Annotated in this window: 21 protein-coding genes; 13 read left to right on the forward strand and 8 right to left on the reverse strand. The window is 69.4% G+C overall.

Annotated features, from left to right (window positions below; genetic code table 11):
- Positions 1-16: 16 nt before the first annotated feature.
- From AU195_RS15940 to AU195_RS15955, 4 genes are all read left to right on the forward strand, one after another.
- Entirely contained in the window at positions 17-886 is an 870-nt protein-coding gene (locus AU195_RS15940; protein ID WP_059160033.1) for an oxidoreductase, read from the forward strand.
- 145 nt (positions 887-1,031) lie between these two features.
- Positions 1,032-1,712, forward strand: coding sequence for a 50S ribosomal protein L25/general stress protein Ctc (locus AU195_RS15945; protein WP_059160034.1), 681 nt, complete (start codon positions 1,032-1,034; stop codon positions 1,710-1,712).
- Between the two features lie 6 nt (positions 1,713-1,718).
- Entirely contained in the window at positions 1,719-2,297 is a 579-nt protein-coding gene (gene pth / locus AU195_RS15950; protein WP_059160035.1) for an aminoacyl-tRNA hydrolase, read from the forward strand.
- Positions 2,294-2,818, forward strand: coding sequence for a DUF488 domain-containing protein (locus AU195_RS15955; RefSeq protein WP_059160036.1), 525 nt, complete (start codon positions 2,294-2,296; stop codon positions 2,816-2,818). Before pth ends, AU195_RS15955 begins: the two co-directional genes overlap by 4 nt.
- Positions 2,819-2,914: 96 nt before the next feature.
- On the opposite strand, the gene AU195_RS15960 is transcribed toward AU195_RS15955, so the two are convergent.
- Positions 2,915-3,763, reverse strand: coding sequence for an ABC transporter permease (locus tag AU195_RS15960; protein ID WP_059160037.1), 849 nt, complete (start codon positions 3,761-3,763; stop codon positions 2,915-2,917).
- A complete protein-coding gene (locus tag AU195_RS15965) occupies positions 3,760-4,713 on the reverse strand; it encodes an ATP-binding cassette domain-containing protein (protein WP_059160038.1) in 954 nt (317 codons plus the stop codon). Before AU195_RS15965 ends, AU195_RS15960 begins: the two co-directional genes overlap by 4 nt.
- A 105-nt stretch (positions 4,714-4,818) precedes the next feature.
- On the opposite strand from AU195_RS15965, the gene AU195_RS15970 reads away from it, so the two are divergent.
- Complete coding sequence (locus AU195_RS15970; protein WP_082703083.1) at positions 4,819-6,342, forward strand: lipase maturation factor family protein; 1,524 nt, start codon at positions 4,819-4,821, stop codon at positions 6,340-6,342.
- On the opposite strand, the gene AU195_RS15975 is transcribed toward AU195_RS15970, so the two are convergent.
- From AU195_RS15975 to AU195_RS15995, 5 genes are all read right to left on the reverse strand, one after another.
- Positions 6,335-7,969, reverse strand: a complete 1,635-nt coding sequence (locus tag AU195_RS15975; protein ID WP_059160069.1) for a fatty acyl-AMP ligase — start codon at positions 7,967-7,969, stop codon at positions 6,335-6,337. The two genes, AU195_RS15970 and AU195_RS15975, sit on opposite strands and share 8 nt — an antisense overlap.
- A 323-nt stretch (positions 7,970-8,292) precedes the next feature.
- Entirely contained in the window at positions 8,293-9,261 is a 969-nt protein-coding gene (locus AU195_RS15980) for a 4-(cytidine 5'-diphospho)-2-C-methyl-D-erythritol kinase (RefSeq protein WP_059160040.1), read from the reverse strand.
- 59 nt (positions 9,262-9,320) lie between these two features.
- The gene (rsmA, locus tag AU195_RS15985) at positions 9,321-10,205 is read right to left on the reverse strand and encodes a 16S rRNA (adenine(1518)-N(6)/adenine(1519)-N(6))-dimethyltransferase RsmA (protein ID WP_011768360.1); all 885 of its coding nucleotides are present in this window, start codon (positions 10,203-10,205) and stop codon (positions 9,321-9,323) included.
- Positions 10,202-11,329 (reverse strand): resuscitation-promoting factor, encoded by a 1,128-nt coding sequence (locus AU195_RS15990; RefSeq protein WP_059160041.1) that lies wholly within the window; start codon positions 11,327-11,329, stop codon positions 10,202-10,204. Before AU195_RS15990 ends, rsmA begins: the two co-directional genes overlap by 4 nt.
- A gap of 96 nt (positions 11,330-11,425) precedes the next feature.
- On the reverse strand, positions 11,426-12,277 hold the full coding sequence (locus AU195_RS15995; RefSeq protein WP_059160042.1) for a TatD family hydrolase: 852 nt from the start codon (positions 12,275-12,277) through the stop codon (positions 11,426-11,428).
- 13 nt (positions 12,278-12,290) lie between these two features.
- Between AU195_RS15995 and metG the strand changes: the two genes are divergently transcribed.
- The 7 genes from metG to AU195_RS16030 all read left to right on the forward strand — a co-directional run bounded on the left by metG (position 12,291) and on the right by AU195_RS16030 (position 20,867).
- Entirely contained in the window at positions 12,291-13,883 is a 1,593-nt protein-coding gene (gene metG, locus AU195_RS16000) for a methionine--tRNA ligase (protein ID WP_059160043.1), read from the forward strand.
- Entirely contained in the window at positions 13,880-15,226 is a 1,347-nt protein-coding gene (gene gdhA, locus AU195_RS16005; RefSeq protein WP_059160044.1) for an NADP-specific glutamate dehydrogenase, read from the forward strand. Before metG ends, gdhA begins: the two co-directional genes overlap by 4 nt.
- A 91-nt stretch (positions 15,227-15,317) precedes the next feature.
- Complete coding sequence (locus AU195_RS16010; protein ID WP_059160045.1) at positions 15,318-16,490, forward strand: NAD(P)/FAD-dependent oxidoreductase; 1,173 nt, start codon at positions 15,318-15,320, stop codon at positions 16,488-16,490.
- Positions 16,487-17,392: an RNA polymerase sigma factor SigJ gene (gene sigJ, locus AU195_RS16015; protein WP_059160046.1), complete on the forward strand. Its 906-nt coding sequence runs from the start codon at positions 16,487-16,489 to the stop codon at positions 17,390-17,392. The genes AU195_RS16010 and sigJ (AU195_RS16015) overlap by 4 nt, the downstream gene beginning before the upstream one ends.
- Positions 17,393-17,520: 128 nt before the next feature.
- Positions 17,521-18,705, forward strand: a complete 1,185-nt coding sequence (locus AU195_RS16020; protein WP_059160047.1) for an NAD(P)/FAD-dependent oxidoreductase — start codon at positions 17,521-17,523, stop codon at positions 18,703-18,705.
- Positions 18,702-19,592 carry an RNA polymerase sigma factor SigJ gene (gene sigJ, locus AU195_RS16025; protein ID WP_059160048.1) on the forward strand — a complete coding sequence of 297 codons (891 nt, stop codon included), beginning with the start codon at positions 18,702-18,704 and terminating at the stop codon, positions 19,590-19,592. Before AU195_RS16020 ends, sigJ (AU195_RS16025) begins: the two co-directional genes overlap by 4 nt.
- A gap of 12 nt (positions 19,593-19,604) precedes the next feature.
- Entirely contained in the window at positions 19,605-20,867 is a 1,263-nt protein-coding gene (locus tag AU195_RS16030; RefSeq protein ID WP_059160049.1) for an aminodeoxychorismate synthase component I, read from the forward strand.
- On the opposite strand, the gene rsmI is transcribed toward AU195_RS16030, so the two are convergent.
- The gene (gene rsmI, locus AU195_RS16035; protein WP_059160050.1) at positions 20,864-21,700 is read right to left on the reverse strand and encodes a 16S rRNA (cytidine(1402)-2'-O)-methyltransferase; all 837 of its coding nucleotides are present in this window, start codon (positions 21,698-21,700) and stop codon (positions 20,864-20,866) included. The genes AU195_RS16030 and rsmI overlap by 4 nt on opposite strands.
- Between rsmI and AU195_RS16040 the strand changes: the two genes are divergently transcribed.
- Positions 21,699-23,267 carry a dolichyl-phosphate-mannose--protein mannosyltransferase gene (locus AU195_RS16040; protein ID WP_172800605.1) on the forward strand — a complete coding sequence of 523 codons (1,569 nt, stop codon included), beginning with the start codon at positions 21,699-21,701 and terminating at the stop codon, positions 23,265-23,267. The genes rsmI and AU195_RS16040 overlap by 2 nt on opposite strands.
- Positions 23,268-23,335: the final 68 nt, after the last annotated feature.

Raw genomic sequence — 23,335 nt, forward strand, 5'->3', positions numbered from 1 at the left:
CATTACAGTGGCTGCCATGAGTGACTGGACCGCTGCCGACCTTCCTTCCTTCGCCGGCCGCTCGGTGATCGTCACCGGCGCCAACAGCGGTCTGGGCCTGGTCACCGCCCGCGAGCTGGCCCGCGTCGGCGCCGACGTCGTACTCGCGGTGCGCAACACCGCCAAGGGCGACGAGGCCGCGGCCACGATGACCGGCAACGTCGCCGTCCGCAAGCTCGATCTGCAGGACCTCGCGTCGGTCCGCGAGTTCGCCGTGGGCACCGACAAGGTGGACGTGCTGGTGAACAACGCCGGGATCATGGCAGTGCCTTACGCGCGGACCGTCGACGGGTTCGAGAGCCAGATCGGCACCAACCATCTCGGGCACTTCGCGCTGACCAACCTGCTGCTGCCCAAGATCACCGACCGCGTGGTGACGGTGTCGTCGTTCATGCACGTCTTCGGCCGCATCAACCTCGGCGATCTCAACTGGAAGGCGCGGCCGTACTCGGCGTGGCTGGCCTACGGGCAGTCGAAGCTGGCCAACCTGTTGTTCACCAGTGAACTGCAGAACCGGCTGCGGCGCGCCGGGTCGCCGGTGCGGGCGCTGGCCGCCCACCCGGGGTACTCGCACACCAACCTGCAGGGGCAGTCCGGCCGCAAGCTCGGTGACACGGTGATGGCGGTCGGCGGAAGGTACTTTGCGACCGACGCCGACTTCGGCGCCCGTCAGACCCTGTACGCGGTGGCCCAGGACCTGCCCGGGGACACCTTCGTCGGCCCGAGGTTCGCGATGCGCGGTCCGACCGGGCCGGTGTGGCGCACCCCGCTGGCCCGGGACATGAAGACGGCCGCCGCGCTGTGGACGCTGTCCGAGCAGCTCACCGGCACCACGTTCCCGCTCTGAATTTCCGCCGAACCACCCGTGTGCGGTAACCTCGACGCCGCATCACGGCGAGGGTGGCCCGGCCACCGTTATCGACGGGAACACACTGTTCACGCTGTTGTCCTCCCCCTGCCGTGTCCACCACCGGCACACAGGAGCACACATCATGGCCAAGAATGCGGCCTCCACCCCGAACAAGCTGACCGCCGCGGTCCGCACCGAGACCGGTAAGGGCGCCTCCCGCCGCGCCCGCCGCGAGGGCAAGGTGCCCGCGGTCCTCTACGGCCACGGCACCGATCCGCAGCACCTCGAGGTCAACGCCCGCGACTTCGCCGCGGTGCTGCGCCACTCCGGCACCAACGCCGTGCTGACCCTCGACATCGACGGCACCGAGCAGCTCGCGCTGACCAAGTCGCTGGAGATCCACCCGATCCGCCGCAACATCCAGCACGCCGACCTGCTGGTCGTGCGCCGCGGCGAGAAGGTCACCGTCGAGGTCACCGTCGTCGTCGAGGGTGAGGCCACCCCGGGCGCGCTGGTCACCCAGGAGGCCAACGCCATCGAGGTCGAGGCCGAGGCGCTGTCGATCCCCGAGCAGCTGACCGTGTCGGTCGAGGGCGCCGAGGAGGGCACCCAGATCACCGCGGGCCAGGTGGAGCTGCCCTCGGGCGTCACCCTGATCTCCGATCCGGAGACGCTGGTCGTCAACATCGTCAGCGCGCCGAGCGCCGAGGAGCTGGAGGCCGAGGGCGGCGGCGCGTCGCTCGAGGAGCAGTCCGCGGAGGTCGCCGAGGCCGAGGCCGCGGAGGCCGAGGCTGCCGAATCCGCCGAGGAATCGGCCGAGTAATTCGACATGGCCGACCCGTTGCTGGTGGTGGGCCTGGGCAACCCCGGGCCCAACTACGCCAAGACCCGCCACAACGTCGGCTTCGTCGTCGCGGATCTGCTGGCCGGGCGGATCGGATCGGGATTCAAGGTGCACCGGAAATCGGGCGCCGACATCGCGACCGGCCGCCTGGCGGGCAGGGCCGTCGTGCTGGCCAAGCCACGCACGTACATGAACGAGTCGGGCCGCAACGTCGGCCCGCTCGCGAAGTTCTATTCGGTGGCCCCCGCCGACGTCATCGTCATCCACGACGAACTCGACATCGACTTCGGCCGCATCCGGCTGAAGTTCGGCGGCGGCGTCGCGGGCCACAACGGCCTGAAGTCGGTGGCGGCGGCGTTGGGCACCAAGGATTTCCAGCGTGTCCGGGTGGGCGTCGGCCGTCCGCCCGGCCGCAAGGACCCGGCGACGTACGTGCTCGAACCGTTCACCGCGCCCGAACGGGCCGAGGTGCCGACGATCTGCGAACAGGCCGCCGACGCCACCGAACTGCTGATCGCCCAGGGGCTGGAGCCCGCCCAGAATCTCGTGCACGCCTGGGCATGACGCTGCTGACGGCCGGGCACGGGCGGCTCTCCGGCGCGGAGCTGACCGACCTGCTGCGCGGCGCCGGGGTGCAGACCCTCGTCGACATCCGCCGATTCCCCGGCAGCCGCACCCACCCCGACATGTCCCGCGACGCGATGGCGTCCTGGTTGCCGGACGCGGGGATCGCCTACCGGTGGGAGGAACGCCTCGGCGGGCGGCGGCGCCTGGCGGCCGACGCCCCTCGCGACGATCCGTGGTGGCAGGTCGAGCAGTTCGCCGCCTACGCCGCGCACACCAGGACCGCCGAATTCGATGCCGCACTGGGCGAGGTGCTCGACGAAAGCGGCTCCCGCACAGTGGCGGTCATGTGCAGCGAGAGCGTGTGGTGGCGTTGCCACCGGCGACTGGTGGCCGACGTCGCGGTGCTGCGCTTCGACGCCGCGGTCCGCCATCTCATGCATGACGGCAGGTTGACGCCCCATCCGGTGGCGGCCGGCGCCCGCGTGCGCGTCGACGGCTACGTCGTGTGGGACGGTTAGACGCTCCGGATGGCGCTGCCGACTGTGCCGTGAGGGCGGGAAAACGCCCGGATCTTCACCCTCAGTTCACAGTGGCCGCCCTCAGGGCACCGTCGATCAGCCTCCGGTGCGCTTGGCGTAGGCGCGCAGCGCGAACGGTGCGAACACCGCCGTCAGCGCCAGCGACCACAGCACCGTGGCCAGCACCGGATGGTGCAGCGGCAACTGCGCATCCGGTGCGGCCGGGCCGCCGTTGCCCCACAGTTCCCGCATGGCCTGCGCCAGCGACGACACCGGATTCCATTCGGCGATCACCCGCAGCCAGTGCGGCATCGGCTCGGTCGGCACGAACGTGTTGGCCAGGAACGTGATGGGGAACAGCGCGGTGAACATGACGCCGTTGACCGCCTCGACCGTGCGCATCAGCGACCCGATCAGGATGCCGAACCAGATCATCCCGAAACCGAACAACAGCAGCAGCGCGAACGCCAGCACCGCCTCCCCCACACTGCCCCGGATCCGCCATCCGATCGCCAGACCGGTCAGCGCCATCACGACCACCCCCAGCGACGAGTGGATCACGCTGGCGATGCTGCGCCCGATGAGCACCGAGGACCGGGAGATCGGCAGCGACCGGAACCGGTCGATGATGCCCTTCTCGACGTCGGCGGTGATTCCCGAGGCCACCACGAACGCGGAGAACACGATGGTCTGAGCCTGGATGCCGGGCAGCAGGAACTCCCGGTAGGACGCCCCGCCGGTGTTGGTGATCGACGCCCCGAACACGAACGCAAACAGCAGCACGAACATGATCGGCTGCGCGGTCACGTCGCTCAGCATCTCCGGCATCCGCTTGGTGTGGATCATGTTGCGTTTGACCATGATCCACGACTGCTGCGCGAGGTTGGTGCGATGGGTGAGCGGGCGCCGCGCCTGGCCCTGCAGGCGTGGTTCGACGGCGGTCATGCGCTGGCCTCCTCTTCTTCGGTGCGGTGGCCGGTGAGCGACAGGAACACGTCGTCGAGGCTGGGCCGCGACAGCCCGATGTCGTCGACCTCGATATCGCTGTCGCGTAGCCAGCCGGCGACGCGGACCATGTCGGCCAGCCCGTCTGCGGCCGCGGTCAGCCGGCGGGCGCCCCGGTCGACGAACACCTCGGCGCCGGTCTTCGCCAGCAGCGCCTGGGCGGCCGGGAGATCGTCACCGTCGGCCACCGTCACCACCAGGCTGGCGTTACCGGCCTGCCGTTTGAGCTCCAGCGGCGAACCCTTCGCGATGATGCGGCCCTTGTCGATCACCACGATGTCGTCGGCCAACTGGTCTGCCTCCTCGAGGTACTGGGTGGTCAGCAGCAGCGTCGTGCCGCCCTCGACGAGACCGCGCAGCACCTCCCAGAGCTCGCTGCGGCTGCGCGGATCCAGCCCGGTAGTCGGTTCGTCGAGGAACAGCACCGGCGGCGCGGCGAGCAGGCTGACCGCGAGGTCGAGCCGGCGGCGCATCCCCCCGGAGTAGGACTTCACCACGCGGTCGGCGGCGTGGTCGATCGAGAACCGCTCGAGCAGTTCGTCACCCACCCGGGCCAGTTCCTTGCGCCGGATGCCGTAGAGCCCCCCGATCATCCGGATGTTCTCCCGGCCGGTGAGCAGTTCGTCGACGGTGGCGACCTGACCGGTCAGCCCCATGTGGCGGCGCACCTCGTCGGGGTCGCGCACGACGTCGAACCCGGCGACCCGGGCCGTCCCGCCGGTGGGCCGGGTGAGCGTCGTCATCATCCGCACGGTGGTGGTCTTGCCCGCCCCGTTGGGACCGAGCAACCCAAGGACAGTGCCCGCGGGCACCGAGAAGCTGACGTGGTCGACGGCCGTGTGGTCGCCGAATCGCTTCACCAGGTCGATCGCTTCGATGGCCGGTGTCATGCCACGACGGTAGCCGCGACCCCCGACACGGGGCCAATGACTTTCGGACGGCGAGCCGGTAAGACGCACCCCGGCCGACGACTCCCCCACACGCTGCCGGACAGGATGCATGATGGGTACACGGAGGAGCAGGCCGTCGTCTCAGGAGCACCCGACGTGGACGCGCAGTGGTTCGTAGCACCCGAGTACTGGCTGGCCAGAGAGGTCCTACAGCGCGGTGTCGCGGCGATCTATCTGATCGCCTTCGTCGCTGCGGCGCGACAGTTCCGAGCGCTGATGGGCGAACACGGCATGCTTCCGATTCCCGCATTCGTGGCGCGCGTGTCGTTCCGGGCCGCGCCGAGCATCTTCCACATCCGCTACTCCGACCGTCTGTTCGCCGTTGTCTGCTGGTTCGGCGCGGCAGTGTCCGCGGCGATCGTCGCCGGCGTCGCCGATGTGGTTCCCCTGGCTGCGGCGACGGTCATGTGGCTGGTGATCTGGGTGCTCTACCTGTCCATCGTCAACGTCGGTCAGCGCTGGTATGGATTCGGCTGGGAGTCAGTGCTTTTGGAGGCGGGGCTGGTGGCGCTCCTGCTCGGCAACGACGAGACGGCGCCACCGCTGCTGGCGATCCTGCTCGCCCGATGGCTGGTGTTCCGGGTGGAGTTCGGCGCGGGCCTGATCAAACTTCGCGGCGACCGGTGCTGGCGCGACCTGACCTGTCTGGACTATCACCACGAGACCCAGCCGATGCCCGGTCCGCTGAGCTGGTTCTTCCACCATCTGCCGAAACCTCTGCACCGTGTCGAGGTCGCGGGTAACCACTTCGCCCAACTCGTCGTCCCCTTCGCGCTCTTCGCTCCGCAACCGGTGGCGAGCATCGCCGCGGCGGTCGTCATCATCACCCAGCTGTGGCTGGTGCTCTCCGGTAATTTCGCATGGCTCAACTGGATCACGATCGTCCTGGCCGTCAGTGCGCTCGATCAGGCCGCGTTCGCGTCGGTGCTGCCGGTGGCGGCTCCGCCCGCCCAGCCGGAGACACCGGTGTGGTTCGCGGCGCTGGTGACCGCGGCCGCCGCCGCGGCTGTGGTGATGAGCTACTGGCCGGTGCGCAACATGGTGTCGACCCGGCAGCGTATGAATGCGGCGTTCAACCCGTTTCACGTGATGAACACCTATGGCGCGTTCGGCAGCATCAGCCGCGTGCGGTACGAGGTGGTGATCGAGGGTACCGACGACCAGGAGATCACCGGCCACACGACGTGGAAGGAGTACGGGTTCAAGGGCAAGCCGGGCGATCCGCACCGGCGTCCGCGCCAGTGGGCGCCCTACCACCTGCGTCTGGACTGGCTGATGTGGTTCGTCGCGCTGAGCCCCGCCTACGCGCGGGACTGGTTCGGCGAGTTCATCGTTCGGCTGTTACAGAACGACAAGGCGACACTGCGTCTGCTTCGGCACAACCCGTTCCCCGATTCGCCGCCGCGTTATGTGCGGGCCCGGCTCTACGAGTACCGGTTCAGCACGTGGCACGAATTGATGCACGAGCGGATCTGGTGGCACCGCACCCTCGTCGACCAGTACCTGCCGCCCGTCACCCTGGACAGGGCCCTGCGCCGCCACACTGGTGGCCGTCGCGGGACTACATGACCAGGGAGACCGAGTTGGCGCGACGCAGCTTGCCCGACGAGGTCTTCGGGATGCTGCCCGGTCCGAGCACCACGACATTGCGCGGACGCATCTCGACCTCGGCCACCACCTCGTGGGCCACCTGGTGCTCGATGCGGCGCACCTCGGCGGGATCCTGCCAGGCGTTCGACTCCACCGCGACGGCGAACGTCTCCCGCGAGTGTCCGGCGTCGAGTCGCACGGCGACGGCACAGCCCGGCCGGACACCCTCGACGCGGCCCGCCGCGCGTTCGATGTCGGTCGGGTAGATGTTGCGCCCGGCCATGATGATCACGTCCTTGACGCGACCGCAGACCACGACGTGGCCGTCCTCGGTGATGTAGCCGAGGTCGCCGGTGTCGTACCAGCCGTGGTCGTCCTGGGCCGGGATGAACCCACCCATGGTCATGTACCCGGGCGTGACGCATTCGCCGCGCAGTTCGATGACGCCCACTCCGCGGGGCGGCATGACGTTGCCGTTCTCGTCGATGACGCGCGCTTCGAGATCGGTGAGCAGCGGGCCCAGATCGGCCAGCCGCTTGGTGTTGCCCTTGGTGGCGGGCACGGCGCGGCGCAGCGCGGCCAGCAGGTCGGCGTCGACCTCGTCGACCACCAGACCGGCGCCGCACGGCGAGAACGACACGGCGAGCGTGGTCTCGGCCATGCCGTAGGCGGGCAGGATGGCCTCGGGCTTGAGGCCGAACGGCCTACCGGCGTCGATCAGGTCCTCGACGTCGGCCGGCTCGACCGGCTCGGCGCCCGAGAGCGCGAATCGCAGCGTGGACAGGTCGAAGTCGCCCGGTTTGGCCTGGCGGCGCAACCGCTTGGCCAGCAGCGCATAGGCGAAGTTCGGCGCCGCCGTCATCGTGCCCTTGTACTTGTCGATGAGCTTGGCCCACAGCAGCGTGTCGCGCAGGAAGTCCATCGGCGTGACCTTGACGAGTTCGGCGCCGAAGTACATCGGGATCGTGAGGAAGCCGACCATGCCCATGTCGTGGAAACACGGCAGCCAGCTGACCATGACGTCGTTCTCGACGTCGTATTCGGCGCCGATGAACATCGCCTCGGCGTTGGAGTGGATGTTGCGGTGCGTGACCTGAACGGCCTTCGGGGATCCCGTGGATCCCGACGTCAGCTGCATCAGGGCCAGATCGTCCTCGCCCACCTCGATGGGGTCGATCGGCTCGGCCGCCAGCAGGTCACTGACGGTGAGGACCTTGATCCCCTTCTCCTCGAGCACCGGAATGGCGACCACGAACGGCTCGGAGACGATCACCGCCTTCGCCTCGATCATGCCGATGACGTTCATCGTGTCTTCGGCCCACATCGCGAGGTCGGTGCGCGGGGTGGGCTGGTGCAGCATCGTCAGGCTCGCACCGCGCATCCACAGGCCCTGGGCGGTCGGGGCGATCTCGACGGGGAAGCCGGCCAGCACACCCACGGCGTCCCCGAGGCCGACACCGGCCGCGGCCAGGCCACCGGCGACGCGGCGGGCCCGCTCGTGCACCTCGCCCCAGGTGTGGCGGATGGGGTCGTGCGGCTCGCCGGTCACCATGCCGGTGCTCACGGTTCGCGCGTTGCGGTACATCTTCTCGGTGAACCTGCTCACGACATCCTCCTGGGGACCGGCGCCACTGCCCGGCTTCTCATGCTCCGCCTGTTCAGACGCGTTGCCGAGTAGGCACGCGCACACGATTGAGGAGCAGTTGGGTATCGAAACGGTGATGGGCGATCGGCCCGGTGGTGCACTGCGGCCGGACCGGGTCCGGTGGGACCACATGGTGACCCACCGACGGCGCCGGCGGGGAAAGGACGCGCGTCCGGCGCTCGACCGCTAGCTTTCACCGCGGACCATCTTAAGAGACCCTTAAGTAACCTGCCAAACCGTCGCGCCGATTGAGGCGTGGGTCACACATTCCGCGTGCAACGACCTCACACCGAGGACGACGGTGCGGGCACCACGCGGGCCCCCTGGACGGGCCCGCTGGCCACCCGCACGGTCCGGCACACCCCCGCGCCCGCCAACCGGGCGCCGACGTCGATCGCCCCGGGCGACGACGCGCACAGGAACGCGCACGTCGGCCCCGAACCGGACACGATCGCGGCCAGCGCACCCGCGTCCAGTCCGGCCCGTAGGGTCCTCCGCAGCTCCGGGTAGAGACTCAGCGCGGCCGCCTGCAGGTCGTTGCCGAGCAGGGGCGCCAGCTGATGGGCGTTCCCGGACGCCAGCGCGGCCAGCATCGGCTCCGGATCGCCCAGCCGGGCGGGTTCGGACCGGGCCCCGCCGGCCGACGCGCGCAGCCGGTCGAGTTCACCGAACACCTTCGGCGTGGACAGGCCCTTCTTCGCGAACGCGAGCACCCAGTGGAAGGTGCTGCGGGCCAGCACCGTGGCGAGCTCCTCGCCGCGGCCGGTGCCCAACGCGGTGCCGCCGTGCAGCGCGAACGGCACGTCACTGCCCAGTTCGGCGGCCATCGCGTGCAGGTCGCGCCGCGGCACACCGAGCTCCCACAGATGGTTCATCGCGACCAGTACTCCCGCGGCGTCGGCGCTGCCGCCGGCCATCCCGCCGGCCACCGGGATCGACTTCTCGATCGAGATCGCCACATCGGGCGATCTGCCGACGTGCTCGGCCATCAGCTCGGCCGCTTTCCACGCCAGGTTGCGGTGATCGGTGGCCAGCAACTCCATACCTTCGCCGGCCAGGTCCACCGACAGCGTGTCGGCGGTCGAGACGGTGACCTCGTCGAGCAGGGATACGGCGTGGAAGACCGTGGTCAGGTCGTGGTAGCCGTCGTCACGCAGGTCACCGACGCCCAGGAACAGGTTGACCTTGCCGGGCACCCGCACGGTGACCGACCCGGTGGGAACCCACTCGGAGGCGGTGTTGCCGTTGCGCACCGCTCGACACTATCGCCGCATGTGAGCGGCGCAAACTCCAGCCGCGACCGAATCCGGCACTACTGGACGCGAACCTGCTCCTCGGCTTCACCGGAGCGCTGCAGCAACCGGACGAAGTCCGCGATCGCAAGGGTCTCACCGCGCCGCGACGGGTCGATACTGGCCGCCAGCAGCCGGCGTGCGGACTCGTTGCCGGATCCGGCCCACTCGGCGAACGCGTTGCGCGACGTCTTGCGGCGCTGCGCGAACGCGATGTCGATCAGGTCGAAGACCTGGGCGCGGAAATCGGCGTCCGTCGGCCACGGGGACGTCTCGTAGCGGTCGATGCGGACCAGACCGGAGTACACCCGCGGGATGGGCCAGAAGACCGTCGGCGACACCATGCCGTAGCGGCGGACGTTGCCGTAGAACCGCACTTTCGCGCTCGGCACGCCGTAGTCCTTGCCGCCGGGGTCGGCGGCGAGCCGCTCGGCCACCTCGGCCTGGACCATGACCATGACCGAACGGATCGTCGGAAACTCCGCGAGCAGATGGAGCAGCGCGGGCACCGCGACGTTGTACGGCAGGTTGGCGACCAGCGCGGTCGGCTGGTTCTCCAGGTCGGACGGCATCAGCGTCAGGATGTCCTGGTTGAGGACCGTCAGCCGGTTGATCTCGCTGTGCGAGTGATCGGCGATCGTGGTGGGAAGCTGTTGCGCGAGAAGCGGATCGATCTCCACCGCCGTCACGTGCGCACCGCGGTCGAGCAGCGCCAGCGTCAGCGAGCCGAGGCCCGGCCCCACCTCGAGGACATGGTCGTGGCGGTGTACACCGGAGGCCGAGACAATCCGGCGCACGGTGTTGGCGTCATGGACGAAGTTTTGCCCGAACGACTTGCGCGGGCGGAAATCGATGTCCTTCGCCAGGCGCCGGATCTCGGTGCGCCCGAGTAGTCGGATTGTCACGACGCCCCCAACCTTCCACTACACGTGGGCCAGGCTCCCCAGCCTTGCCTTGCCCGCGTGACCTCAGCAATCGCGATCTGTTCTTCTCTTGTCGCCAGATCTGCCCTCGGAGCATACCGCAGACCCCCGTTGCGCTCCCAGGTGTTTTGATCAAATTGGACGCCACCGAAATATCCGTTACCGGTATTGATGGACCAATTACCTCCGGCTTCGCACTGTGCGAGGGCGTCCCACGTCGCCGCTGCGCGCACCGGGGGGACCTCGGTGCCGGGCTTGGCACCGACCCGCAAAACCGCGTTCCTTGCAGGTGAAACAACGACATTGGCTACTGGCAGCCTGCCGGTTTCCACGCCGTTGACCTTTGAAACAGCAAAAGTCACGTCCTGTACGCCCGGGCTTCCCGGATCTTCGACGATCTGACGGCTCATGTTGAGTTCGACGTCCTCGATGCGGGTGTCGGCCGGCTGCAGCGGCAGCCGCTCGGTCACCTTCGCGACCCGGATCCGAGTTATCTGGATCTGCATCCCGTCGACCACCGGGGCGGATGCGGCGGGCACCACCTTGTCCCGTTGCTGCAGCGGTGCGCCCGCGGCCTCGAGCAGCCCGGCCACGTTCGGCGCGGCAAGGCGCACCGTGCTGATGGCCCCGCCGTCATCGATCTGGACGGTCTTGGGGGTGACGACCGGAAGCGACATCCCGCCGAGCGGCACCCGGCTCGCGCGCGAGGCGGCGGCCGGGGCGCTGTCGGTCATCTGCAGCTGCGCCAGCGCCTCGTCGACCGTCGACGCCGTGGTCCACACCTGACGGGTGTGCTGACCGTCGAGCGAGATGTCCAGCGGCCGACTGCGCCGCAGCACGATGGTCTCCGACTGACGCACCTCGGCGTCACCGGCCGGGAAGAGGTCGTCGCGGTCGCCGACCTCGAAGCCGTTCTCCTGCACGACGTCGATCACGCGCGACTTCATCGTGGACACCGTGGTCTCGGTTCCGTCCACCGAGAGTGTGACGGTCTTGTGGGCGGTGACGGCGTAGCCGCCGGCGAAGGTCAACGCCACCAGCAGTGCGCCCACGACGATGCGCAGCATGGGCGAACGCGCCTCGTGCAGCCTGTTCAGAGCAGTCAAGTTCGGCCGAATCCCTGTTTTGGTACAAACGTTTCAAAAAATGCGGCGCTAAGTCCGCTTACGATCACAAGACGGTAACGAACTCCTTTACTGAGATCAACTCGCACCGAGCCCGTATGCGCCGATGGCGTTGTCGGCGGTTTGCTGAGCCAGCTCCTCGGCCGGTTGGTCGCGGACCTCCGCCAGTGCCCGCACCGTGTAGGGCAGGCAGTACGGCTCGTTGGGCGCTCCGCGGTATGGATGCGGGGTGAGAAAGGGTGCGTCCGTCTCGACGAGCAGCTGTTCGCCCGGGATGAGCTGCGCGGCCTCCCGCAGCGCGTGCGCGTTCCGGAAGCTCACGGTTCCCGAAAGGCTCAGCAGCCAGCCCGCGTCGACACAGGCGCGCGCCATCTGGGCGTCCGAGGAGAAGCAGTGGAAGATCACCCTCTCCGGGGCCCCTTCGGCGGCGAGCACGTCGAGGACGGCGGCGTCGGCGTCGCGGTTGTGGATCATCAGCGGCTTGCCGATCCGCTTGGCCAGGTCGATGTGCCAGGCGAACGCCTCGCGCTGCACGTCCGGTGCGGCGCATCCGTCGAGCTTGCCGGGCCAGTACAGATCCAGTCCGGTCTCCCCCACCGCCACCACGCGCGGGTGGGCGGCGAGCCGCTCGATCTCGGCCTTCGCCTCGTCGGTGAGCGCCCCGGCCCGGGTGGGGTGCAGCGCCACCGCCGCGTACACCCGGGCATCCCACTCGGCGGCCTGGGTGGCCCAGCGCGCGGCGGCCAGGTCGTCGGCGATCGTCACGACGGCCTGCACCCCGACTGCGCCCGCCCGGTCCAGGGCCGCCCGCACGTCGTCACCGTCACGCGCGCCGCAGGCGTCGAGGTGGGTGTGCGCGTCGATCAGCGGCGTCAGCGGCTCGGGAGCCGGCGGTGCCGGACGGTTCGATCGACTCACGCCCCACACCATAGAGTCAGTCCACGTGAGCACCACCCTCCCCGGCGCGGGGACGCCCACCCCAGGGGCCCCGTTCTACATCACGACCGCGATCGCCTATCCCAACGGCGATCCGCACGTCGGCCACGCCTATGAGTACATCGCCACCGACGCGATCGCCCGGTTCAAGCGGCTCGACGGATACGACGTGCGCTACCTGACCGGCACCGACGTGCACGGGCAGAAGATGGCCGAGACGACGGCGGCGCTGGGCGTCTCGGCCGCCGACCTGGCGCGGCGCAACTCCGATGTGTTCCAGAAGCTGCAGGAGAAGCTCAACGTCTCGTTCGACCGGTTCATCCGGACGTCGGACGCCGACCATTACGAGGCCTCCAAGGACATCTGGCAGCGGATGAACGCCGCGGGCGACATCTACCTGGACGCCTACTCCGGCTGGTACTCGGTGCGCGACGAACGCTTCTTCACCGAGGGTGAGACCAGCGTCGGGCCCGACGGCTCCCGCATCGCCACCGAGACCGGGGCGCCGGTCACCTGGACCGAGGAGCAGACCTACTTCTTCCGGCTCTCGGCCTACACCGACCGGCTGCTCGCCCACTACGAGGCCCACCCCGAGTTCATCCAGCCCGACGTCCGGCGCAACGAGATCGTCAGCTTCGTCTCCGGCGGGCTGCGGGACCTGTCGATCTCCCGCACCACGTTCGACTGGGGCGTGCCGGTGCCCGACCACCCCGACCACGTCATGTACGTCTGGGTGGACGCGCTGACCAACTACCTCACCGGCGTCGGCTACCCGGACACCTCCTCGGAGGCGTTCCAGCGCTATTGGCCGGCCGATCTGCACATGATCGGCAAGGACATCATCCGGTTCCACACCGTCTACTGGCCCGCGTTCCTGATGTCGGCGGGCCTCGAGCTGCCGCGCAAGGTGTTCGCGCACGGCTGGCTGCTCAACCGCGGCGAGAAGATGAGCAAGTCGATCGGCAACGTCGTCGACCCGGTGAACCTCGTCGACACGTTCGGCCTCGACCAGGTGCGCTACTTCTTCCTGCGCGAGGTGCCGTTCGGCCAGGACGGCAGTTACAGCGAGGACGCCATCATCGGCCGCATCAACGCCGACCTGGCCAACGAACTGGGCAACCTCGCGCAGCGCTCACTGTCGATGGTCGCCAAGAACCTCGGCAGCGCCGTGCCGGAGCCGGGCGAATTCACCGCCGACGACCAGCACATTCTTGGCCTAGCAAGCGATGAACTGCTCAACGCCGTACGAATCTATTTCGATGTTCCTGCTATGCACACCGCCCTCGAAACGATCTGGTTCATGCTCGGCCAGGTCAACCGTTACTTCTCCGCCCAACAACCCTGGGTTCTGAGCAAGTCGGAAGCGGCGGAGGACCAGGCGCGGTTCCGCACGGTGCTGTACACGACGCTCGAAGCCGTCCGTGTGGCGGCACTGCTAGTTCAGCCGGTGATGCCGGAGTCCGCGGCCCGACTGCTCGACCTGCTCGGCCAGCCGGGCGATCAACGCACCTTCGCCGCCGTTTCGGCACGCCTCACCCCGGGCACCGCACTGCCGAAGCCCGTCGGGGTGTTCCCGAGGTACCAGGTGGAGGAAGCATGAACGGGCTGCACGAGAACCTGCAGGACATCTTCGAGGAGGTCGCGCGGCGCAACCCCGGCGAGACCGAATTCCATCAGGCCGTCTACGAGGTGCTGCAGAGCCTCGGACCGGTGGTGGCCAAACATCCGGAGTACGCCGACGCCGCGGTCATCCGCCGGCTGTGCGAACCGGAGCGGCAGATCCTGTTCCGGGTGCCGTGGGTCGACGACAGCGGCACCGTCCAGATGAACCGCGGCTTCCGGGTCGAGTTCAACTCGGCGCTGGGCCCGTTCAAGGGTGGCCTGCGGTTCCATCCGTCGGTGTATCTGGGCATCGTGAAGTTCCTCGGGTTCGAGCAGATCTTCAAGAACTCGCTGACCGGCATGCCCATCGGCGGCGGCAAGGGCGGTTCGGACTTCGACCCCAAGGGCCGGTCCAACGGCGAGATCATGCGGTTCTGTCAGTCGTTCATGACCGAGCTGTACCGCCACATCGGCGAGTACACCGACGTGCCCGCCGGCGACATCGGGGTCGGCATGCGCGAGATCGGCTACCTCTTCGGTCAGTACAAGCGCATCACCAACCGCTACGAGTCCGGTGTGCTGACCGGTAAGGGCATGACGTGGGGCGGCTCGCTGGTGCGCACCGAGGCGACCGGCTACGGGACCGTGTACTTCATCGCCGACATCCTCAAGGCCCGCGGCGAGTCCTTCGACGGCAAGCGCGCCGTGGTGTCCGGATCGGGCAACGTGGCCATCTACGCGATCGAGAAGATCCAGCAGCTCGGCGGCACGGTCATCGCGTGTTCGGACTCCGACGGGTACGTCGTCGACCCCGACGGCATCGACCTGGCGACGCTCAAGGAGATCAAAGAGGTCCAGCGCGGCCGGGTGTCGGACTACGCCGAGATACACGGCGGCCGAGCGCATTTCGTGCACGGCAACGTGTGGGACGTCGAATGCGACATCGCGGTGCCCAGCGCCACCCAGAACGAGATCAACGGCGCCGACGCCGCGCAGCTGGTCAAGGGCGGCTGCCGAATCGTCGCCGAGGGCGCGAACATGCCGTGCACGCCCGAGGCGGTCAAACTCTTCGCCGAGGCCGGCACCGTCTTCGCCCCCGGTAAGGCCGTCAACGCCGGCGGTGTGGCGACCAGCGCGCTGGAGATGCAGCAGAATGCGTCGCGCGATTCGTGGACCTTCGATGAGACCGAGGAGAAGCTGGCCGAGATCATGGGCCGCATCCACGACCGGTGTCTGCGGACCGCCGACGAGTACGGGCAGCCGGGCAACTACGTGGCCGGCGCCAACATCGCCGGCTTCACGCGGGTGGCCGACGCGATGCTCGCCCTCGGCCTCATCTGAGTGATCTGGCTCACATGTAGCGGCTACGGCGTGACGTTCCGGTCGCGGGCGGTGTCTCAGGGGCATCACATCCCCGAGACCTGGAGGAACCATGAACCACCGCCCACATGTCGTCGTCATCGGCGGCGGATACAGCGGAACCCTGGCGGCCAACCATCTGCGGATGCGCGGCGATCTCGACATCACGCTGGTGAACCCGCGACCGAGATTCGTCGAACGGATCCGGCTGCACCAGTTGGTGGCCGGCACCGCCGACGCCACCGTCGACTACGGCGACCTGCTCGGTGAGGGCATCCGGCTCGTCGTCGACACGGCCACCCGCATCGACACCGCAGCCCGCTCGGTCGAACTCGCCTCGGGCGACGCGCTGCGCTACGACTACGTGATCTACGCGGTCGGCAGCACCGGCGCGGTGAGCGAATCGGTACCCGGCGCGGCCGAATCCGCCTATCCGGTAGCGGAACTGGAGCAGGCGCAGCGATTGCGCGTGGCCGTCGACGAGCTGCACCCGGATGCACCGGTGACCGTCGTCGGAGGCGGCCTGACCGGAATCGAGGTCGCCACCGAACTCGCCGAGCAGGGCCGCAGGATCACGCTCGTATGCGGTGGCCGGCTCGGCCCGTCGCTGTCCGAACCGGGCCGGCGGTCGGTCGCCAAGGCGCTGGCGAAGCTGCGGATCGCGGTCATGGAAAACGATGTGGTGACCGAGGTTCGGCCCGATGCGGTGGTCTTCGCCGACGGCGCGGTGCGTCCGAGCGCGTTGACGATCTGGACCGGCGGCTTCGGGGTGCCCGAGTTGGCGGTGGCCAGCGGACTCCGCACCGACGCCATGGGCCGGCTGCTCACCGACGAGACATTGACGAGCCTCGACGACCCCCGCATCATCGCGGCCGGCGACTGCGCGGCCCCTTCGGGTGAGCCATTGCGGATGTGCTGCGCATCGGCCTCACAGCTCGGTCCACAGGCGGCCAACACCGTGCTGAGCCGGATCGCGGGCACCGAACCCGCGGTTTTCGAGTACGGCTTCGCGGGCACCTGCACCAGCCTGGGCCGCCGCACGGGCATCGTGCAGTTCGGCCGCAGGGATGACACCCCGGTCGACGTCTACGTCGGCGGCCGGATCGCCGCGGTGCTCAAGGAGATCATCTGCAAGGGCACGATCTGGGGGCTGCGCCGCGAGGCCCGCAAACCGGGGTCGGCGTTCTGGTTCAAGGGCGGCCCGCGGCCGCAGCAACCGGCGGTCGAGGTGGGCACCGCACCGTGACCACCACCGGCGAACACGCCGAACGGTTCACCCTGCTGCGTCCGCTGCTGTTCACGATCGCTTACGAGATTCTCGGCAGCACAACCGAATCCGAGGACGTCCTACAGGACAGTTACTTGCGGTGGGCGGAGGTGGACCTGGCGACGGTTCGGGACACCAAGTCCTATCTGGCGCAGTTGGTGACCCGTCAGGCCCTCAACGCGGTGCGGGCGAACGCACGCAGGCGAGAGGAGTACGTGGGCCCCTGGCTGCCCGAACCGCTGTTGCTCGACGACGGTGACGCCGCGTCCGATGTGGTGCTGGCCGAATCGGTGTCGATGGCCATGCTGGTCCTGCTCGAGACCCTCACCCCGGACGAGCGGGCGGTGTTCGTGCTGCGTGAGGTGTTCGGCTTCGACCACCCCGAGATCGCCGCAGCGGTCGGCAAGTCCGTGGGTGCGGTGCGCCAGATGGCGTACCGCGCCCGCGAGCACGTCCACGCCAGACGGAAGCGGTTCGGGCCCACCGACGCCGCCGACGCCGCGAAGGTGACCGAACGGTTCATGGCGGCCGCGGCCACCGGTGACATCCAGGGTCTGCTGGCGGTGCTCGCGCCGGACGCGGCGTGGATCACCGACAGCGGCGGGCGCGTTCAGGCGGTCCGGCGGCCGGTGGTGGGTGCCAGGAAGGTGGCGGCGCTTGTCGCCGGCTTCTTCCGGGTGGGGCCGCAGCGCGTCCCGGACCTCCGCTTCGAGACGGCGACGTACAACAACACTCCGGCGGTCGTCGTGTTCAGCGGCGACGAGATGAAGGGGCTGTTCCTGGTCGACGTGGTCGACGGCAGGATCGCCACCTTCTACGCGATGGCCAATCCCGACAAGCTGATCGGCGTCACGGTGGCGCGGGCGATCCGGCGAGAGTGACCTCGACCACATCCGGCTCCGAAGTGTCACACTCCTCGTGTGCGTGGTGTCTCGAGGTCATACCGGCTCTTCACCGTCTGGCCGCCTCCCGGTGGCCGCGAAGCGCCGGACGACCGAAGGAGGGCGACATGAAAGAACGCACAGACCACGTCGTGGTGATCGGCGGCGGTTACGCCGGCGTGATGGCCGCCAACCACCTGCGCCTCGACGAGCGTGTCCGGATCACGCTCGTCAACCCCAGGCCGCAGTTCGTCGAGCGGATCCGCCTGCACCAGATGGCCACCGGATCCGATGACGCGGTCGTCGACTTCGGCACCGTGCTCGGCGACGGCATCGAACTGGTCGTCGACTCGGCGCACCGGATCGACGCGGCGGCCCGTCGGGTGGACCTCGCCTCCGGCGATACGCTCGACTACGACTACCTGATCTATGCGGTCGGCAGCACCGGCGCCGCGCTCGATGTGCCCGGGGCCGCCGAATTCGCTTATCCCATCTCCGAATACGAACACGGCGAACCGCTGCGCGCCGCGGTCGCCGGGGCCGTGCCCGACGCGCCGATCGTCGTGGTGGGCGCCGGGCCGACAGGGATGGAGATGGCCGCCGAACTCGCCGAGGCGGGCCGTCGGGTCACGCTGGTGTGCGGCAGTGTCCTCGGCCCCTACCTGAGCACCGCGGGACGCCGGACGGCCGCCAGGCGGTTCGCCAAGCTCGGCGTGACCGTGCTCGACGGGCCGGGTGCCGTGGTCACCGAGGTGCACCGCGATGCGGTCACGCTGTCGGACGGCCGCCGGCTGTCCAGCGCGGTCACCGTCTGGACGGCGGGCTTCGGGGTGCCCGACCTCGCCGCGCGCAGCGGGCTGGCCACCGACCGCATCGGCCGGTTGCTCACCGACGAGACCCTCACCAGCGTCGACGACGCCCGCATCGTCGCCGCGGGCGATGCATCGGCGCCGTCGGACCTCCCGCTGCGCATGAGCTGCCAGGCCGCCATCCCGCTCGGCGCGCAGGCCGCCAACACCGTGCTGAGCCGCATCGCCGGCGCCGAACCCAAGGTGCTGAACCAGGCGTTCACCGGCCAGTGCATCAGCTTGGGGCGCAGGGCCGGGCTCATCCAGCTCGCGCACCTCGACGACCGGGTCATGCCGCTGCACATCGGTGGCCGGGTCGCGGCCTCCATCAAGGAGACGGTCTGCAAGGGCACGGTGTCGTTCCTGTCCCGCGAGGCGCGCAAGCCGGGAAGCTACTTCTGGCTCAAGGGCGGCAAGCGCGGGCAACGGCTCGCCATGAACGGCCCAGAGGTGCCGGTGCCGTGAACGACCACGCCGAGCGGTTCACGTTGCTGCGGCCGCTGCTGTTCACGATCGCCTACGAGATTCTCGGTAGCGCAACCGAATCCGACGATGTGCTGCAGGAGAGCTATCTGCGCTGGGCCGAGGTGGACCTGTCGACGGTGCAGGACACCAAGGCCTACCTCGCCCAGCTCGTCACCCGGCAGGCCCTCAACGCGCTGCGGGCCCAGACCCGCAGACGCGAGGACTACATCGGTCCGTGGCTCCCCGAACCGCTGCTGGTGGAGACCAGGGACGCCGAGGCCGACGTGGTGCTCGCCGAGTCGGTGTCCATGGCGATGCTGGTGGTGCTCGAGACACTCACCCCCGACGAGCGCGCGGTGTTCGTCCTGCGCGAGGTGTTCGCGTTCAGCCACGACGAGATCGCCACGGCGATCGGCAAGTCGACGACCGCGGTGCGGCAGATGGCGCACCGCGCCCGCGAGCACGTCCAGTCACGCCGCAAGCGGTTCGAGCCGGTCGATCCGAAGACGTCGACCGAGATCACCATGCGGTTCTTCATCGCGGCGTCGACCGGTGACGTCGACAGCCTGATGCAACTGCTCGCACCCGACGTGGTGTGGACCGCCGACAGCGCGGGCAAGCGGAGCGCGGCGCGCCGACCGGTCAGCGGTGCCGAACGGGTCAGCAAGCTGGTCCTCGGCCTGATGCGGATGGCCGGCGAAGGCGGACGCGTCGAACCAGCCGTCTACAACAACTCCCCCGCCTTGAAGCTCTACCTCGGCGACAGCTTCGAGGGCATCGTGATCGCCGAGGTCGTCGACGGCCGGATCAGCCACTTCTATGCGATGCGCAACCCGGACAAGCTGGTCGGCGTGGACGTCCCGCGGGAGATCACCCGCACGATTTGAGAAGCTGGGGCGGTGCGGATCGAGCGGCTCGTCGACCTCGGCGACGCGCCCTCGGTGCTCGCCGCGGTCGCCTCGGCCGGAACCGCGCTCGGCCTCCCCCCGCCCGCCGCGCTGCTCGGGGACTGGTTCGGCGCCACGGCCGTCATCGCCCCGTCGGTGGCGATCGCGCCCGTCGAGGCCACCTCGGTGTTCGACGTGACGCCCGGCGCCGGACGCGCCGTCGGCGGCGGGTGGTTCGGCTACCTGTCCTATCCCGACCCGGGCGCCGACGGAGCGGGCCCGCGTATCCCCGCGGCGGCAGGCGGCTGGTCGGACTGCGTCCTACGGCGCGACCGCGAAGGCTGCTGGTGGTACGAAAGCCTCAGCAAGGCAACGGCTCCCGTATGGGTCGTGGACGCCGTCCGGCGGCCCACGGCGCCGTCGGTCCCCGAGATCGACTGGACACCGCCGGATCGCGACGCCCACCGCAGCGGTGTGATCGACTGCCTCGCCGCGATCGCCGCGGGCGAGGTCTACCAGGCCTGCGTGTGCACGCAGTTCACCGGACGCCTGCGCGGATCCCCGCTGGACTTCTTCGTCGACACCGTGCGCCGCACCACCCCGGCCCGCGCCGCCTACCTGGCGGGTGACTGGGGTGCGGTGGCGTCGCTGTCCCCCGAGCTGTTCCTGCGCCGCCGCGGTACGGCGGTGACCTCCAGCCCGATCAAGGGCACGCTGCCGTCCTGGGCGGACCCCTGCGAGCTGCGGAACTCGGTCAAGGATGTGGCGGAGAACATCATGATCGTCGACCTGGTCCGCAACGACCTCGGCCGCGTCGCCCGGACCGGGACCGTGACGGTGCCCGAACTGCTGGCCGTCCGCCCGGCGCCCGGGGTCTGGCACCTGGTGTCGACCGTCACCGCGCAGGTCGACGCCGGCCTGCCGATGGCCGAGGTGCTCGACGCGACGTTCCCGCCGGCGTCGGTCACCGGCACCCCGAAGGGCCGGGCGCGCAGCCTACTGCGGCACTGGGAACCGAACCGACGCGGGATCTACTGCGGCACAATCGGTCTGGCCTCCCCGGCCGCGGGATGCGAGTTGAACGTCGCGATCCGGACCGTCGAGTTCGGCGCCGACGGATCCGCGGTGCTCGGCGTCGGCGGCGGCATCACCGCCGACTCCGATCCGGACCGCGAATGGGACGAATGCCTGCACAAGGCCGCGTCCATCGTCGGGCCCTGGTCGCCGACGCCGCGCGAAGACCGGTCCGTGGCGGTCACCGCCGACCGGTCCTAACCGCGCGAGCGCAGCACCGCGTCGTAGAGCTCACGCCGCGACGGAGCCCCGGGATTGGCGGCGATCACCTCCGCGCACGCATCCTTCACGCGCGCGCCTGCCGCGACGCGGTCGTTGACGTCGGCGACGAGGGTGTCCAGATCGGCGGACGGCACCGCACCCGCGAGGACCACGGTGATCTCCCCCAGCACACCGTCGGCGGCCCAGTCGGCGAGTTCGGCCAGCGTGCCGCGTCTGACCTCCTCGTGGGTCTTCGTCAGCTCCCGGCAGACCACGGCCCTGCGGTCGCCGCCGAGCGCCTCGACGGCGTCGCGCAGGGTGTCGGGCAGTCGGCGGGGCGATTCGAAGAACACGCAGGTGCGCTGCTCGGAGCTCAGCGCCTGCAGCCAGGCGGTGCGGGCGACGTGCTTGCGCGGCGGGAAGCCCTCGAAACAGAACCGGTCCGCGGGCAGCCCGGAGACCGCCAGCGCCGTCGTCACCGCCGAAGGCCCCGGCAGGCAGCTGACCGTCAGCCCGGCGTCCACGCAAGCGCTCACCAGGCGGTAGCCGGGGTCGTTGATCAGCGGCATGCCCGCGTCGCTGACCACCAGCACCGTCGCCCCCGACTTGATCGCCTCCACCAGCGCGGGAACGCGTGACGCCTCGTTCTGGTCGAACAGGCTCAGCACCTTGCCGACGGGCCGCACGCCGAGCGACTGGGCGAGCTGGCGGACCCTGCGGGTGTCCTCGGCGGCGACGACATCCGCCCGCGCGAGCGCGTTCACGAGCCGCTCCGAGGCGTCGCCGGGCTGGCCGAGTGGGGTGGCGCCGAGCAGCAGACGACCGGCGGTCATGCCCCACAGCCTACGATCTGAAGGCGTGACCGCACCCGCCACCGACGCTCCGCGCGCGGTTCCGGTCATCAGCCCCGCCCCCCTGATGCCGTTGGCCGACTTCGGACCTGTCGACCGGCTGCAGGGCTGGGCGATGACGGCGGTGATCACCGCGCTCGCCGCACTCACCCGGTTCCTCAACCTGGGCTCGCCCACCGACGCGGGCACGCCGATCTTCGACGAGAAGCACTACGCCCCGCAGGCCTGGCAGGCGCTGCACAACCACGGCGTCGAGGACAACCCCGGCTACGGGCTGGTGGTGCACCCGCCCGTCGGCAAGCAGTTGATCGCGATCGGCGAGGCGCTGTTCGGGTACAACGGCGTGGGCTGGCGGTTCTCCGGGGCGGTGTGCGGGGTGGTGCTGATCCTGCTCGTGGCCCGGATCACGCGGCGTATCAGCCGTTCGACGGCCGTCGGGGGCATCGCCGGGCTGCTGCTGATCGCCGACGGCGTCACGTTCGTCACGTCGCGCACCGCACTGCTCGACGGGTTCCTCACCGTGTTCGTCGTCGCGGCGTTCGGCTGCCTGATGGTCGACCGCGACCAGGTCCGCGAGCGGATGCACGTCGCGCTGCTCGAGGGCCGGATCGCCGAGACGCCGTGGGGGCCGCGGCTCGGCGTGCGGTGGTGGCGGTTCGGTGCGGGCGTGCTGCTCGGGCTGGCGTGCGCCACGAAGTGGTCGGGGCTGTACTTCGTCGCGTTCTTCGGTGTGCTGACGCTGACGCTCGACATCGTGGCGCGGCGGCAGTACCGGGTGCCGCGGCCGTGGCGCGGGGCCTTCCGGCGGGATCTCGGGCCGTCGCTCTACGCGTTGGTGTTGATCCCGTTCGGCGTGTACCTGGCGTCGTACACACCGTGGTTCGCCTCCGAGACCGGGGTGAACCGGCATGAGGTCGGGCAGTCCATCGGCGAGGACAGCGCGTGGCCGGTGCCCGACGCGGTGCGGTCGCTGTGGCATTACACGTACGCCGCCTACCGGTTCCACTCCGGCCTGACGAACTCCGACGGCAACCACCACCCGTGGGAGTCGAAACCGTGGACGTGGCCGATGTCGCTGCGGCCGGTGCTCTACGCGATCGACAACCAGGACGTGCCGGGCTGTGGCGCGCAGTCGTGTGTGAAGGCGGTGATGCTGGTCGGCACGCCGGCCATGTGGTTCATCGCGGTGCCGGTCCTCGGCTGGGCGGTGTGGCGGGCGTTCGTCAAGCGCGACTGGCGCTACGCCGTTGTGCTGGTGGGCTATTCGGCCGGCTTCCTGCCGTGGTTCGTCGACATAGACCGGCAGATGTACTTCTTCTACGCGGCGGTGATGGCGCCGTTCCTGGTGATGGCGATCGCGCTGATCCTCGGCGACATCCTGCACGCGCCGAGGCAGAACGCCGAGCGGCGCACGCTCGGGCTGATCGTCGTCGCCGGCTATGTGGCGCTCGTGATCACGAACTTCGCGTGGCTGTTCCCGATTCTCACGGGCATCCCGATCAGCCAGTCGACGTGGAACATGCAGATCTGGCTGCCGAGCTGGCGCTAGAGTCCGTCGGCGGCGCTCGTTTTTGCACTGGCGGCTGCGACCCGGCGGTTATCCACAGCCCTGGACGC

The organism is Mycobacterium sp. IS-1496 (genome assembly GCF_001499995.1).
In the GTDB taxonomy this organism is placed as follows: Bacteria; Actinomycetota; Actinomycetes; order Mycobacteriales; family Mycobacteriaceae; genus Mycobacterium.

Bases quoted from the DNA above. Each gene is read 5' to 3' on its own strand.
- AU195_RS15940 (WP_059160033.1), top strand. From the start codon at position 17: ATGAGTGACTGGACCGCTGCCGACCTTCCTTCCTTCGCCGGCCGCTCG.
- AU195_RS15945 (WP_059160034.1), top strand. From the start codon at position 1,032: ATGGCCAAGAATGCGGCCTCCACCCCGAACAAGCTGACCGCCGCGGTC.
- pth (WP_059160035.1), top strand. From the start codon at position 1,719: ATGGCCGACCCGTTGCTGGTGGTGGGCCTGGGCAACCCCGGGCCCAAC.
- AU195_RS15955 (WP_059160036.1), top strand. From the start codon at position 2,294: ATGACGCTGCTGACGGCCGGGCACGGGCGGCTCTCCGGCGCGGAGCTG.
- AU195_RS15960 (WP_059160037.1), bottom strand. From the start codon at position 3,763: ATGACCGCCGTCGAACCACGCCTGCAGGGCCAGGCGCGGCGCCCGCTC.
- AU195_RS15965 (WP_059160038.1), bottom strand. From the start codon at position 4,713: ATGACACCGGCCATCGAAGCGATCGACCTGGTGAAGCGATTCGGCGAC.
- AU195_RS15970 (WP_082703083.1), top strand. From the start codon at position 4,819: ATGCATGATGGGTACACGGAGGAGCAGGCCGTCGTCTCAGGAGCACCC.
- AU195_RS15995 (WP_059160042.1), bottom strand. From the start codon at position 12,277: ATGGTGTGGGGCGTGAGTCGATCGAACCGTCCGGCACCGCCGGCTCCC.
- gdhA (WP_059160044.1), top strand. From the start codon at position 13,880: ATGAACGGGCTGCACGAGAACCTGCAGGACATCTTCGAGGAGGTCGCG.
- AU195_RS16010 (WP_059160045.1), top strand. From the start codon at position 15,318: ATGAACCACCGCCCACATGTCGTCGTCATCGGCGGCGGATACAGCGGA.
- AU195_RS16020 (WP_059160047.1), top strand. From the start codon at position 17,521: ATGAAAGAACGCACAGACCACGTCGTGGTGATCGGCGGCGGTTACGCC.
- AU195_RS16040 (WP_172800605.1), top strand. From the start codon at position 21,699: ATGCCCCACAGCCTACGATCTGAAGGCGTGACCGCACCCGCCACCGAC.
- rsmI (WP_059160050.1), bottom strand. From the start codon at position 21,700: ATGACCGCCGGTCGTCTGCTGCTCGGCGCCACCCCACTCGGCCAGCCC.